Source organism: Flavobacterium sp. 1 (assembly GCF_002797935.1).
GTDB lineage: Bacteria > Bacteroidota > Bacteroidia > Flavobacteriales > Flavobacteriaceae > Flavobacterium.
On record NZ_PGER01000001.1, the window covers coordinates 3,066,975 to 3,081,688 of the forward strand.

Sequence of the window (14,714 nt, forward strand, 5' to 3'; positions counted from 1 at the left end):
ACTATTTCACAAACTCAACCGCCTTAGCCAAAGCCTCAGCAATCCCATCTGCATTTTTTCCTCCTGCGGTAGCGAAAAAAGGCTGTCCTCCTCCTCCACCTTGGATGTATTTCCCTAATTCGCGAACCACTTGTCCTGCGTTTAGTTTTCTGTCGGCAACCAATTCTTTGGAGATGTAACAAGACAACATTGGTTTTCCTGCATCGGCAGTTGCCAAAACCAAGAATATATTTGTTCCTAATGTTCCTAATTCATAAGCCAAATCTTTGGCTCCTTCCGGACTCAAATCAACCTGCTTGGCAAGAAACTGAATTTTGTTTATCTCTTGTAATTCTTGAGCCAATTCGCCTTTCATATTTTTGGCTTTATCTTTCAATAAAACTTCCAATTGTTTTTTCAAAGAAGTATTTTCATCTTGAAGCGTTTGAATCGCTTTTACAGGATCAACAGCGTTTTTCAATACTTCTCTAATCTCATAAAAAGAGAGCAATTGTGATTCAAAAAAGTCTTTAGCCGCATCACTTGTAATCGCTTCGATACGTCTAATTCCTGCAGCAACAGCTCCTTCAGACGTAATTTTGAAATGCCAAATATCACTCGTATTTGGAACGTGTGTACCACCGCATAACTCTACCGAGTCACCAAATTTAATCATACGAACCAAATCACCATATTTCTCTCCAAACAAAGCCATTGCACCTTCTTCAACAGCCTGGTTTTTTGGAATCGCTCTTTTTTCTATCAAAGGCAAGCTCTCACGAATTCTAGCATTCACAAAATCTTCCACTTCTTTAATTTCATCATCTGTTACTTTAGAAAAATGAGAAAAGTCAAAACGCAAAGAAGCAGAACGCACCATCGAACCTTTTTGTTCGATATGAGTTCCCAATATTTTACGCAACCCTTGGTGGAGCAAGTGCGTTGCCGTATGGTTTGAAGATGTTTTTGCTCTTTGGACTCCATCCACAACAGCCGTAAAACTATCCGTTAAATTATCTGGCAATGATTTAGCAAGATGTATCGTTTGGTTGTTTTCTTTTTTGGTGTCAATAATATAAATAATATCTCCGTTTTGAGCTTCCAAATATCCCTTATCTCCCGTTTGTCCACCACTTTCACCGTAAAAAGGCGTCGAATTGAAAACCAACTGATAAATTTCACCATCCTTTACACTGTCCACTCTACGGTATTTCGTGATTCTAACGTTGTGTTTCAATCGGTCATAACCCACAAATTCCTGAACATCATCTTCAACCAAAACATTCCAGTCTCCAGCCGTAACTTTAGAAGCCGCACGGGAACGTTCTTTCTGTAATTGCAATTGTTCCTGAAACCCTTTTTCGTCCAATTCCAATCCTTTTTCAGACAATATCAAAGCCGTTAAATCGATTGGAAAACCATAAGTATCATACAATTCAAATGCTTTTTTACCATCGATTACAGTACCTGAATTTGTATTAATCACAGCATCCAACAACACTAATCCCTGATCCAAAGTTCTCAAGAAAGAACTTTCCTCTTCCCGAATCACATTCGAGCACAACGCTTTTTGCGAACGAATTTCCGGGAAAGAACCGCTCATTTGCGTACTCAAGACTTCTACCAATTTATAGATAAAAGGCTCTTTGGTATCTAGGAAAGTAAAACCGTAACGTATCGCACGACGCAAAATCCTGCGGATTACATAACCAGCTCCCGTGTTTGATGGCAACTGACCGTCGGCAATAGCAAAAGCTACCGCACGCACGTGATCTGCAATTACACGAATTGCAATATTTATTTTTTCCTCAGCTTCGTCTTTTGCTTTGATTGTATATTTAGTTCCCGTAATCGTTTCGATTTCTCTGATCAGCGGCGTAAAAACATCGGTGTCATAATTTGACTGAACTCCTTGCAAAACCATGCAAAGACGCTCAAATCCCATTCCTGTATCCACGTGCTGAGCTGGCAATTTCTCTAAAGAACCATCGGCTTTACGATTGAATTCCATAAATACATTGTTCCAAATCTCCACAACATGCGGGTGATCGTTATTCACTAAAGATTTACCTGAAACCAAAGCTTTCTCTTCAGCAGGACGAATATCAACGTGAATTTCAGAACAAGGGCCACAAGGTCCTTGGTCGCCCATTTCCCAGAAATTATCTTTTTTGTTCCCAAGAATAATTCGGTCCTCATCGATTAATGTTTTCCAAATATCCCAAGCCTCTTGGTCAAAAGGCACATTCTCCTCTGGGTTTCCCTCAAAAACGGAAACATACAGAATGTCTTTTGGAATTTTATACACTTCCGTCAACAGTTCCCAAGCCCAGTGAATCGCCTCTTTCTTAAAATAATCGCCAAATGACCAGTTTCCCAGCATCTCAAACATCGTGTGATGGTAGGTGTCAATTCCTACTTCTTCTAAGTCATTATGTTTTCCTGAAACACGAAGACATTTTTGTGTGTCGGCAATTCTGTTGCTTTTTGGAGTTCCCAGGCCTAAAAAATATTCTTTAAACTGCGCCATTCCCGAGTTGTTAAACATCAAGGTTGGATCATCTTTAAGAACTATTGGAGCCGAAGGAACAATTAAATGTCCTTTGCTCTCGAAAAAATCTAGGAATTGCTTGCGTACGTCTTGTGATTTCATTGTAAAATTTAAAGATTTAAAAATTTAAAGATGAAAAGATTAATCTGCAGAAATAAAATTTTTAAATTTTTAAATCTTATAATCCTTCAATCTGTTCTGCCCCAGATAGCAGTGGAAAGCTTCGAGATTTAGAAACTTATTTTTTCTTGAGAAGGCAGAGCGACCAGAGGAAGCTCCTGCCAGCTCATTAGAAAAAAAAGTTTTCTAAACGAGAACTTGCAACGGATAGCTGGAATAGGCACATTATATTTATTATTTAAAAAAAGAGCCGAACATCTGAAACATTTATTAAATTTGTTCGACTAACCCTATAACTAATTTGCAAAAATAGGGTATTTTAAAATATGGCGAAAGTAAAATATTATTACGATTCCGTAAATCTGGCATATAGGAAAATAAAAATCAGAAAGCGGCGAAAACTTGGCTACGCAATGCTGTTTTTATTATCCTCGGCACTGTTTGGATTTTTGACCTTTATAATATTATTGAATACTCCCTATTTTGATACGCCAAAAGACCGTTTGCAGGCAAGAGAAATTGAAAATTTAAAATTAAATTACGCCATTTTAAACAAAAAAATGGATCAGGTAGATGATGTAATTGAAGATCTTGAAGATAGAGACAATAATTTATACCGCGTTTATTTCAACACGGCTGCCATTCCGGAAGAAGAACGAAAAGCCGGCTATTCCAAAATAAATCGTTATGCCGCCATGCAGGGCTATGACAATTCAAAATTGGTAACCAGCACCACCGAAAGAGTGGACGCATTGAGCAAAGAACTCGCAATTCAATCCAAATCATTGGATGAGATTGTAAAATTGGCCAAAGCAAAGGGCAAACTGCTTTCGGCAATTCCGGCGATACAGCCTGTAAAAAATGAGAATTTAAAACGAATGGCTTCCGGTTTCGGCTATCGAACAGACCCATTTACCAAAGCTAGAAAAATGCACGAAGGAATGGATTTTACGGCAAAATCGGGAACACCAATCTACGCCACAGGTGATGGAATCGTGGCAAGAGCTGACAATACTGCTTCAGGCTTTGGCAATCACATTGTAATAAGACACGGTTACGGTTACGAAACGCTTTATGGTCATTTAAGCAAATACAACTGCCGTCCCGGGAAATCAGTAAAACGAGGAGATGTAATAGGATATGTGGGCAGTACAGGACGTTCCGAAGCGCCACACTTGCATTACGAAGTACATAAAAACGGAAGAGTAGTCAATCCTCTTAATTTTTATTACGGCAATATTTCTTCGGTAGAATACGTAGCTATTTCGAAAATAGCTAACCAAGAGAATCAGTCTTTGGATTAGATTGGCAGTTTTCAGTCACAATCTGAAAGAAATCTAGAAGTAGAAGACATTTTAAAAAAATTATTCAAAATAAAAAAATGCACATAGAATTATCACCAGATAAAAGATACTACAGCATAGGCGAAGTTGCCAAAGCATTTGACGTAAACGCTTCCCTGATCCGTTTTTGGGACAGTGAATTTGACATTCTGAAACCAAAGAAAAATGCAAAAGGAAACCGAATGTTCACTCCTGAAGACATTAAAAATCTACAGCTTATTTATCATTTAGTCAAAGAAAGAGGATTCACTTTAGAAGGCGCCAAAATCCATTTAAAGGAAGGCCAAAAGAAAACCATGGACAAATTTGAAATTATCAGTAAATTAGAATCTATAAAAATGCAGCTGATTAGCATTAAAAATGAATTGCAATGACAATTTAAAATGTCAATAATCAATTAAAATAAAAAAAGAAACAATTAAACTTTTAAACATTAAACACTTAAATTAAACAGACATGAGAAGATTTTTGCCATGGATTATCGGAATCGGAGTAATAGTAATAATAGCTTTTTGGGTAATGGGATTAAAAAACACTGCATTACGCCACAGTCAAGCGGTTGGTAAGGAATGGGGTAATGTTGATGCTGCCTACCAAAGAAGAAATGACCTTATCGGGAACTTAGTAAATACTGTAAAAGGAGCTGCTGATTTTGAAAAAAGCACTTTGACAGCTGTTATTGAAGCCAGAGCTAAAGCTACTTCTGTTACCGTTGACCCAACAAACATATCAGCTGAGCAATTAACTCAGTTTCAACAGGCACAATCTGGAGTATCGTCTTCTTTATCAAGATTATTAGTTAGCGTAGAAAGATACCCAGAACTAAAAGCTAATTCTAATTTCTTGAAATTACAAGACGAATTGGCCAGTACAGAAAACCAAATCTTGACTGCCAGAACCCGTTTTAATGAATCTGTTGAAATTTACAATGGTTACATTCTGGCAATGCCACAAAGCTTTTTCTTAGGAAATTACAAAGAAAAGCCTTTTTTCAAATCTGTTGAAGGTGCAGATAAGCCTGTCGAAGTAAAATTCTAATAAAAGATTTAAAATATTTGATTAACGATTTCTGATTTTAGAATGTTTTATTCTGCAATCAAAAATCGTTAATCTTCATTCAAAAATCATCAATCCAAATGTCAAAAGTAGAAGATTTTTTAAGCAAAGAAGATGAACAGGAAATTGTTGAAGCTATTCGCATAGCCGAAAAAAACACTTCGGGCGAAATTAGAGTTCATATAGAAAAAACAGCTTCGCTGGATGCCTATGATCGCGCCATGGAAGTTTTTCACGAGTTAAGAATGGATGAAACTCAATTACAAAATGGAGTTTTAATTTATTTGGCTGTCGAGGACAAAACCTTTGTGATTTGCGGAGACAAAGGCATCAATGATATTGTCACCAATACTTTTTGGGACAGTACCCGTGATGTCATGATTGCTCAATTCAAACAAGGGAATTTTAAACAAGGATTAATAGATGGTATTTTGAAAGCCGGAGAAAAACTCAAAGAACATTTCCCATGGCAGGAAGGCGACACCAACGAATTATCAAACGAAATATCAAAAGGATAACCAATGAAAATTCCAACAAAGAAAAACTCAAATTCCAAAGGAATTTTACAATCTATCTTCTTGCTAATTGTGCTTTTTTCAAGCAATTGTATCTTTTCACAATTCACTATTCCAGAAAAACCCAGTTTTCAAACTTCGGTTTATGATTATGCAAATGTTTTAAGCGCGCAGGAAAAAACACAGCTCGAGGAAAAACTCATCAAATACTCCGATTCTACTACGACTCAAATTGTCGTAATCACTATCGAAAGTCTCAAAAATGAAGATGTTAGCCTATTAGCAACTAATTGGGGGCAAAAATGGGGAATTGGCGGCACTGAAAAAAATGATAATGGTGTCATTATCCTTTTAGCTAAAAATGAAAGAAAAATTGCCATCAATCCTGGTTACGGTCTTGAAGACCGGTTAACAGCCGGAATTGGCGGAGAAATTATCAGAAATATTATTATCCCAGAGTTTAAAGGGGCAGTTATTACCAAGGTTTAGACAAAGGAACAGATGCTCTTTTTGATGTTTTTAAGGGTAAATACAAAGGAGAACGCAAACACACCAAAAGTGGAGGAAGTTTCCCTATTTTTCCAATCATTGTTATTGTTATCATCGTTTTGATATTACTGTCCAAAAACAAAGGAGGCGGTAATTCAGGAAACCGTGGCGGTGGCGGTCCCAGCCTAATGGATGTTATCCTTCTAAGCAGTCTTGGAAGAGGCATCGGAGGTGGCGGCGGTTTCGGTGGCTCATCTGGAGGAGGCTTTGGAGGCGGTGGCGGAGGCTTCGGCGGTGGTTTTGGCGGAGGCGGATTCTCTGGCGGTGGCTCGAGCGGAAGTTGGTAAAATACACAAAACACAAAGAGAGTTCGGCAAGGACTCTCTTTTTTTACCCCTCAAAATTGGTAACACTGATAACAAGAATTAAACAGATTAGCCGCAGATTTTTATTCATTTATGTAACAAATACTCAAATTTAACACACGAAAAATAGCGAACTGGCAAGTAAATTAGCCTGATTAATTTATGAGAATTTACAAAATATTCCATCTTTTTTAGAACACAAAAGAAAAACACACCAAAAAACATAATTTTGAATTAAATTTGAAACCAATAAATTAACAAAAATTATCACACATGAAAGCCTGCCTTTTTTTATTTCTCTTTTGTTCTTACTTTTCGGTTTATTCGCAAGACCTATCCAATATTGACGAAAAAGAAATCCCCAAAGAAATCGAAGATATAGATTCTCTAATCCTTAAAGAGCCAAGTGCTGATAACTACTATCTTAGAGGCTATTATTATTATCAAATTAAAAATTATTCAAAGGCTATATCTGATTATGACAAGGCAATAGCATTAAACCCGAATAATTATAAATTTTATTACAGCAAAGGCAACACAAGCATTAAATTAAAAGATTACAAACAAGCGATAGATAACTATACAAAATGTATCGCTCTAAATAATAATTTACAAAAAGCCTACTTTAACAGAGCCTATTCAAAGTCAATGATTAATGATTCTAAAGGGGCAATTGACGACTATTCCAAAAGCATTTCTCTTAATGTCAAATATCTGCAAGCCTATGAAAACAGAGGAATTCTAAAAAGGAAATTAAACTTACACAAAGAAGCCATTCAAGATTTCGACAAAGTAATCGAAATTAACCCCAAATTCGTTGAAGCCTATCAAAATAGAGCAATTTCAAAAGCTATACTTAATATGAATGCTACGAGCGATTTTGACCAAGTAGTAAATTTGACCCCAGAAGATCCAGAAGGATATTACAATAGAGCAATCTACTTTATTAATTTTAAAATCAAAAGAGATTATTGCTCTGACTTAAAAAAAGCAGTTAGCCTTCACTATGAACCTTCAATAGAATTATCAGTCAAATATTGTAAAAAATAACACAGCACAATAAAGGATAGAGTATTCTAATAGTCCTAAAAGCAAAAATGCTACAATCGAACTTAGAAAAAACCAATCTTTCTTATGAAAGACAATCCCCTAGCCCAGATGGAAACGGCATCCTTTTTCTTTTTCCTTTAAAAAGAAAAAGATATAGTGGACAGCTGGATAAAGCTCCTTAAAAACTATTGAGCATTACTATTCAGTACTGTGTTAGCTTCTTTGAAAAAATTATATCAAAAAAATTAAAAAAAAGTCTATATTTGACTTTTAAATTTCTTTCCAAAAAGAATTTATCGAATTTTATATCCATTCTAAAAATTATCCAGAATGCTTTCACATAAAACCAAATATGCTCTTAAAGCACTTCTTTATTTAGCACAACAGGATGAAAACCATATTTCAAGAACTATTGAAATTGCAGAAGGAGCCAATATTCCAAAAAAGTTTTTGGAGCAGATTCTTTTGGATTTAAAAAGAGGTCATTTTGTAGGGAGCAAACAAGGAAAATATGGCGGTTATTACCTTTTAAAAGACAAAGAAACGATCACTTTGGCCGATATTCACCGTCTTTTTGATGGTGCAATTGCATTATTACCTTGTGCATCATTAAATTTTTATGAGCGCTGTTCAGATTGTGCAGATGAAGCTGAATGCCACCTGCGACACGGATTAATGACGATTCGGGACGAAACTTTGAAAGCCATGCAAGGCATCACAATAGCCTCATTAGTAAAAAAATAAAAAAATATTTTTAAAATTACACTAAATTGATAGAATTTATATATTTTTGCGTCAAGTTTAACATGTGACTAAATCAAAATTTAATAAAATGCGAACGAATCAATCCAAAAACAAAGCTGTCAGGAAAAGCGGCAAAACACTAAATTTTCAAACTTTAGAAAATAACAGTATCAAAATGTGTTGTATGTGCATGTGCTAGATTATAAAAAAAATTTAATTTAAATTCTACCAATTACATATAACATACATAATAATGAGAACTATATTCATAAAATCAATTTCAAGTTTACTGTTATTTTTCGTTTTTTCAGCTTCATGGGCTCAAAGCCAAATAACAGGAATCGTTACTGACAATCAAAAAAATCCATTGCCAGGTACTAATATCATCATAAAAGGCACTAAGCACAACGCTATTTCAGATGCTAATGGAAAATTTAGCATTGACACTCACGAGAAACTTCCTTTTACCCTATTAATACAATACGTAGGCTATACTACAACAGAAATAAAAATCAACCAGCCAACGGATGCACCCTTAGAAATAAGTTTAATTCCTGAGAATGAAAATGTTTTAATTGAAGTAGTTGTTTCTTCCAGACGCCGTATAGAAAAAGCACAAGATATTCCTATCGCAGTATCTGTAGTTACTGGTAAACAAGCTGAACAAACAGGAGCTTTCAATGTGAACCGCATAAAAGAATTGGTACCATCTGTACAGCTTTATTCTTCAAACCCAAGAAATACAGGGATTAACATTCGAGGTCTTGGATCACCATTCGGTCTAACCAATGACGGTATCGATCCAGGTGTTGGTTTTTATGTTGACGGTGTATATTATGCCCGTCCTGCAGCAACCACTCTAGATTTTATCGATGTAGAAAGAATTGAAGTATTACGCGGACCTCAAGGAACTTTGTTTGGTAAAAACACAACTTCAGGTGCTTTTAACATAACTTCCCGCAAACCAAGCTTCACCTCTGGTGCAGACTTCGAAGTGAGTTACGGTAACTATGCATATCTTCAGGCTAAGGCTTCTGTTACTGGAGCTTTAAGTAAAAAAGTTGCTGGTAGATTGTCATTATCGGGTACTCAACGTGATGGTATTATCGATAATACTAGAACAGGAAAGCCAACAAACACTCTAAACAATCAAGGTATTAGAGGTCAATTGCTTTTTACTCCAACAGAAAACACAAACATTACGCTAGCAGGAGATATCACAACACAGCATAATGATGGATATGCACAAGTAGTTGCTGGTGTTGCTCCAACAAATAGAGTTCCACAACGTCAATTTAACGCAATTATTGCTGATTTAAACTACCAACTTCCAAGCTTAAATGCTTTCGATCGTAAAATTGACCATGACACCCCATGGCGTTCGGGACAGGATTTGGGCGGAGGATCACTTAATGTGGACACGAAAATTGGAAAAGGAACATTAACCTCAACAACTGCATGGAGATTCTGGACTTGGGATCCGTCAAATGACAGAGATTTTACAGGATTGCAGGTACTTGCTAAATCGCAAAATCCTTCCAGACAAACTCAATTTACCCAAGAGGTACGTTACGCAGGTCAGATTACATCTAAAATAAGCGGTGTTGCTGGAGTGTTTTATATTGATCAGACATCAAAAACAAAAGGCACAGAGGAATCCGGTAACGCACAATGGAGATTTTCCCAAGACTCATTTACTCCAGCAAATACTGCATTATGGAAAACCCCAGGTCTTTTTGAAGGATATGGAATAAAAACCAATGCTCAAATACATTCAACTAGTGCGGCGGTATTCGGTCAATTAGACTGGGCTGTAACAGATAAACTGCATGTATTACCAGGTTTAAGATACAACTACGACAAGAAAGATGCAGATTATGACCGTAAAACATACGGAGGTCTTCAAACTACTGATCCTGCATTAATAGCGTTGAAAAAGAAAGTTTATACAGATCAAAACTTCTCATCAAATAATGATGATACTGACTTCTCTGGAAATATAACTGTATCATACAAAGCATCAGATAAAATCAATGCTTATGGAACTTTTGCAAAAAGCTACAAACCTATTGGAGTGAATGTTGCAGGACTTCCTACTCCGCCTGCGGGACAAACTTTAGGTGATCTTGCAACAGTTAAGCCAGAAGATGTTACTCATTATGAATTTGGGGTAAAAACTTCTCCAATTGCAAATTCTATTTTGAACTTAACATACTTTAATACAGATATTAAAGATTTCCAAACCAATGTTCAGGCTGCTGAATTGGGCGTTAACCGAGGTTATCTTGCTAATGCTGATGAAGTGCGTGTACAAGGTGTGGAACTAGATGCCAGTTTTATTCTTAACAAACATTTCAACTTCTACGGAGCCGCAACTTATAGCGACGGTAAGCATGTTAAATTTACAAATGCTCCTCTTCCTCTTGAAGAAACTGGATCTGCAGTATCATTTAAAGATGTATCAGGTTCTGATTTACCCGGAGTTTCAAAATGGGCCGGAAGTTTAGGCGGTGAATATACAAAAGACGCAAAATTCTTTGCTAATATAGGTAAATTCTTTATAGCTCTAGATGGTTATGCTCGCTCAGAATTCTCATCAAGCCCATCAGCTTCTACTTATTTAGTAGTTCCTGGCTATGCAATTTTTAATGGCCGTTTAGGATTCCGCGCTTCCGAAGGATTATCTGTTCATTTTTGGGGACGTAACCTTTTAGACAAAGATTATTATGAGCAATTATTGCCTGCTGGTGGAAATGCCGGACAATATGCTGGTGTAATAGGAGACCAAAGAACATACGGAATTACACTTCGTTACGCTCTTTAAATTTAAAAAAAAGAAAAAAATTAGCGCATCTTATTATATGCTAACTTTTTACTGTAAGAATAAATTCATCCCATAAAAAAGACAAAATGAAAGCATACAGAAAGACATTCGCACTCATAATTGCTTTATTAATAGCAAACATAGTTCCCAATAAAATTTCGGCTCAAGATTTATCAGGAAATATAAGCATCTCAGGAGCATTTGCCTTATACCCTATTACAGTAAAATGGGCAGAAGAATTCAAAAAAGCACATCCAAATGTAAAAATAGACATTCAAGCTGGAGGTGCCGGAAAAGGAATTACAGATGTTTTGTCCAAAGTAACCGATATTGGACTGGTATCCAGAGAGCTTAATGCTGCTGAGAACAAAAAAGGTGCTTATGCAATTGCCGTTACCAAAGATGCTGTAATTCCAACCATAAGCGCAACGAGTCCTTATAAAGCCGTTTTATATAAAAAGGGTGTAAAAAAAGAAGCGTTCAATAACATTTTCATTACTGGGAAATACAAAACATGGAATACCCTTGGTTTCAAAAGTGTGGCACCAATACATGTTTATACAAGATCCGATGCCGCTGGAGCTGCCGAAACTTGGGCCAGCTATTTTGGTAAAAAACAGGAAGATTTACAAGGAGTTGCTGTGTTTGGCGACCCAGGACTGGCTCAAGCCGTACAAAGAGATCCTTCAGGATTAGGTTTTAATAATATCGTTTACATATATGATACCAAAACCAACAAACCTACCAATGGGATAGTTCCTGTTCCAATTGATTTAAACAATAACGGAAAATTAGATGCCGATGAAAACTTTTACAATGACATTGACCAGTTGATTGCTGCTATTGTTTCTGGTAAATATCCATCGCCTCCAGCTCGAGATCTGTATTTTGTAACTTCTGGAAAACCAAAGAATGCTGCTGTAAAAGCTTTCATAAAATACATTCTTACAGATGGTCAAAAATTTGTTACGGAAGCTGGATATATTAAACTTTCGAAAGAAAAACTGACGAAAGAAATAGGGAAAGTAAAATAACATTCTTCCAAATAAAACATCCACCCTATGCAGAAACTGAGACTATGAGGAGTTACAGTTCTGCTGGGGTGGTTTATTACAATTATGAAAAACATAAGATTACTCAAAGACCGCCTGATCAGTAAAACATTCCTCGCGTTGACTATCCTGTCGATTTCGACAGTGATATTGATTGGTTTTGGATTGTTCTACAAATCATTACCCATTTTAAACAGTACTTCACTTTATAATTTATTATTTTCCTCAGAATGGAAACCTTTCAAAAAAGCCTTCGGGTTTTATCCTTTTATTGTCGGTACGCTTTGGGTAACTGCAATTGCCATTATAATTGCATTACCATTATCAATGTTAACCGCTATATATCTTTCGGAATATGCCCACATACGAGTACGAAAACTGGTTTTGCCTTTAATTGAATTATTATCCGGAATTCCGCCTGTGCTTTATGGAGTTTGGGGAGTATTGGTAATTATTCCTTTAATACAAGACCGAATAGCACCGCATTTTATTGAATTCACAACAGGTTATTCTGTACTGGCTGGAGGAATCGTTTTGGCAATCATGATTTTTCCTCTTATCATAAGCATTGTGATTGAAGTTTTTGACAATGTTCCGCAGGATTTACGGAATGCCTCTTTATCACTGGGAGCTACACAATGGCAAACAACTAAAAAGGTTGTTCTTAGAAAGTCATTTGACGGAATTGTAGCCGCTGTTGTGCTTGCCATTTCCAGAGCGTTTGGAGAAACCATTGCTGTATTGATGGTTTGCGGTAACTTGGCACAAGTACCTCATAGTTTATTCGATTCAGCTTATCCGTTACCGGCACTTATTGCTAATAATTATGGAGAGATGATGTCTATTCCTATGTATGATTCAGCATTGATGTTTGCCGCTCTGCTCCTATTCGTCATCATCTTTTTGTTCAATGCGCTGTCGAGAATTATTTTGTATCGAATCGAAAAAAGAAACACATAAACACAATCAAAATGAGAAAAACAGAAGAAAATATATTCAAAGTTTTGATGATACTGAGCACTGTTATCATCAGCAGTACACTGTTTATGATAGTGTACACCATTTTTTCAAAAGGAATTGGATCTTTGAGCTGGGATATGGTTTCCAAAATTCCCGAAGGCGGTTTCTACATTGGAAAAGGCGGCGGGATTTTGAACGCAATAGTGGGTTCAATTTACATCACTATAGGCTCTACATTATTGGGATTGCTAATCAGTCTTCCAATTGTGATTTACATAAACGTTTATGCCAAAAGAAATGCCACATTGGCTACCGTTACGAGATTAAGTTATGACATTCTGTTTGGAATTCCATCGATTGTGTATGGCGCATTTGGATTTGCCATTATGGTTTATATGGGACTAAAAACTTCGTTACTGGCAGGAATCATTACAGTAACCTTAATGATAATCCCAATACTGGTTAGAGCCATTGACGAAGTGGTTCGTGTAGTTCCCGAAGATATGTCTAATGCTGTTTTTGCGTTGGGAGGCACCCGATATGAATCTGCAAAAATCATATTGAGGCAATCCATTCCGGGAATTGTGACTGCCATACTGCTGTCTTTTGGAAGAGCTATTGGCGATGCTGCATGCGTGCTGTTTACAGCAGGCTTTACCGACAGCATCCCGACTTCATTCGACCAGCCTGCAGCTACTTTGCCTCTGTCCATATTTTTTCAATTGAGCAGTCCAATTAAAGAAGTTCAAAATAGAGCTTACGCCGCTGCAGTTATCCTTACTATTATCGTTTTAGTCATCAACATTGTGGCAAAAATAGCCAGCAAAAATCTTTCAAAAAACAAAATATGATCATTCAGCCACACATAAGTATCCAAAATTTAAATGTTCACATTGGTGAAAACCATATTCTAAAGAACATCAATCTTGACATTCCCGACAAGAAAGTGACCTCATTAATTGGTCCGTCGGGCTGCGGAAAAACAACCCTGCTTAAAACTATGAACCGATTACTAGACCGTCAAAACGATGTTCGCGTGGACGGTAAAGTTTTGGTAGATGGCGAAAACATTTACGATCCAAAAGTTGAAGTCACACATATCCGAAAAAAAATGGGTCTGCTTTCGCAAAGACCTTTCCCTTTACCAATGAATATTTATGACAATATTGCTTACGGACAACGCATTCACGGAAATAACCGCAAAAAAGAGTTGGACGAAATAGTCGAAAAATACCTTCGCGGCGTGAACCTTTGGGACGAAGTAAAAGACCGATTGAAATCGCCTGCTACCCGACTATCGATTGGGCAGCAACAACGATTGTGCTTAGCGAGAGGGCTGGCAATTGAACCGGAAATCATCTTGGGAGACGAACCTACATCGGCACTGGATCCTATTTCGACTCAAGCCATTGAGGAATTATTTATGGAATTAAAAGATAAATACACGATTGTTTTGGTTACACACATTTTGCGTCAAGCTCGAAGAGTCTCCGATTATATTGGTTTTGTTTACATGGGAGAAATCATAGAATTTGGTCCTACCGAAGAAGTGCTTTTGAACCCAAAAGAAAAACTGACGCAAGATTATGTAAAAGGCTTTTTGGTTTAGCGATAAAAAATAAATTCTATATAAGTTATAGAGTTTATGTACATTTGCCGAAAATTT

At 36.7% G+C, this 14,714-nt stretch carries 13 protein-coding genes and 1 pseudogene; 13 read left to right on the forward strand and 1 reads right to left on the reverse strand.

Annotated features, from left to right (window positions below):
- Window position 1 precedes the first annotated feature (1 nt).
- Complete coding sequence (gene alaS, locus CLU83_RS12270; RefSeq protein WP_100431876.1) at window positions 2–2,632, reverse strand: alanine--tRNA ligase; 2,631 nt, start codon at window positions 2,630–2,632, stop codon at window positions 2–4.
- Window positions 2,633–2,976: 344 nt separating this feature from the next.
- Between alaS and CLU83_RS12275 the strand changes: the two genes are divergently transcribed.
- The 13 genes and pseudogenes from CLU83_RS12275 (at window position 2,977) to pstB (ending at window position 14,657) form a co-directional block, all read left to right on the forward strand.
- On the forward strand, window positions 2,977–3,954 hold the full coding sequence (locus CLU83_RS12275) for a M23 family metallopeptidase (RefSeq protein ID WP_100431877.1): 978 nt from the start codon (window positions 2,977–2,979) through the stop codon (window positions 3,952–3,954).
- A gap of 77 nt (window positions 3,955–4,031) precedes the next feature.
- Entirely contained in the window at window positions 4,032–4,367 is a 336-nt protein-coding gene (locus CLU83_RS12280) for a MerR family transcriptional regulator (protein WP_100431878.1), read from the forward strand.
- A gap of 82 nt (window positions 4,368–4,449) precedes the next feature.
- A complete protein-coding gene (locus CLU83_RS12285; RefSeq protein ID WP_100431879.1) occupies window positions 4,450–5,031 on the forward strand; it encodes a LemA family protein in 582 nt (193 codons plus the stop codon).
- Between the two features lie 98 nt (window positions 5,032–5,129).
- Complete coding sequence (locus tag CLU83_RS12290; protein ID WP_100431880.1) at window positions 5,130–5,567, forward strand: TPM domain-containing protein; 438 nt, start codon at window positions 5,130–5,132, stop codon at window positions 5,565–5,567.
- A 3-nt stretch (window positions 5,568–5,570) separates the two neighbouring features.
- Window positions 5,571–6,400 (forward strand): annotated as a pseudogene (locus CLU83_RS22730) (YgcG family protein).
- Window positions 6,401–6,691: 291 nt separating this feature from the next.
- Complete coding sequence (locus CLU83_RS12300) at window positions 6,692–7,468, forward strand: tetratricopeptide repeat protein (protein WP_100431881.1); 777 nt, start codon at window positions 6,692–6,694, stop codon at window positions 7,466–7,468.
- 47 nt (window positions 7,469–7,515) lie between these two features.
- Window positions 7,516–7,650, forward strand: coding sequence for a hypothetical protein (locus CLU83_RS22680; RefSeq protein ID WP_255410969.1), 135 nt, complete (start codon window positions 7,516–7,518; stop codon window positions 7,648–7,650).
- 148 nt (window positions 7,651–7,798) lie between these two features.
- On the forward strand, window positions 7,799–8,212 hold the full coding sequence (locus CLU83_RS12305) for an Rrf2 family transcriptional regulator (protein ID WP_100431882.1): 414 nt from the start codon (window positions 7,799–7,801) through the stop codon (window positions 8,210–8,212).
- A 253-nt stretch (window positions 8,213–8,465) separates the two neighbouring features.
- The gene (locus CLU83_RS12310) at window positions 8,466–11,036 is read left to right on the forward strand and encodes a TonB-dependent receptor (protein ID WP_100431883.1); all 2,571 of its coding nucleotides are present in this window, start codon (window positions 8,466–8,468) and stop codon (window positions 11,034–11,036) included.
- A gap of 86 nt (window positions 11,037–11,122) precedes the next feature.
- A complete protein-coding gene (locus CLU83_RS12315) occupies window positions 11,123–12,070 on the forward strand; it encodes a PstS family phosphate ABC transporter substrate-binding protein (protein WP_100431884.1) in 948 nt (315 codons plus the stop codon).
- An 84-nt stretch (window positions 12,071–12,154) separates the two neighbouring features.
- Entirely contained in the window at window positions 12,155–13,048 is an 894-nt protein-coding gene (pstC, locus tag CLU83_RS12320) for a phosphate ABC transporter permease subunit PstC (RefSeq protein WP_100431885.1), read from the forward strand.
- A gap of 11 nt (window positions 13,049–13,059) precedes the next feature.
- Window positions 13,060–13,899, forward strand: a complete 840-nt coding sequence (gene pstA, locus CLU83_RS12325) for a phosphate ABC transporter permease PstA (RefSeq protein WP_100431886.1) — start codon at window positions 13,060–13,062, stop codon at window positions 13,897–13,899.
- Window positions 13,896–14,657 carry a phosphate ABC transporter ATP-binding protein PstB gene (gene pstB, locus CLU83_RS12330; RefSeq protein ID WP_100431887.1) on the forward strand — a complete coding sequence of 254 codons (762 nt, stop codon included), beginning with the start codon at window positions 13,896–13,898 and terminating at the stop codon, window positions 14,655–14,657. The genes pstA and pstB overlap by 4 nt, the downstream gene beginning before the upstream one ends.
- Window positions 14,658–14,714: the final 57 nt, after the last annotated feature.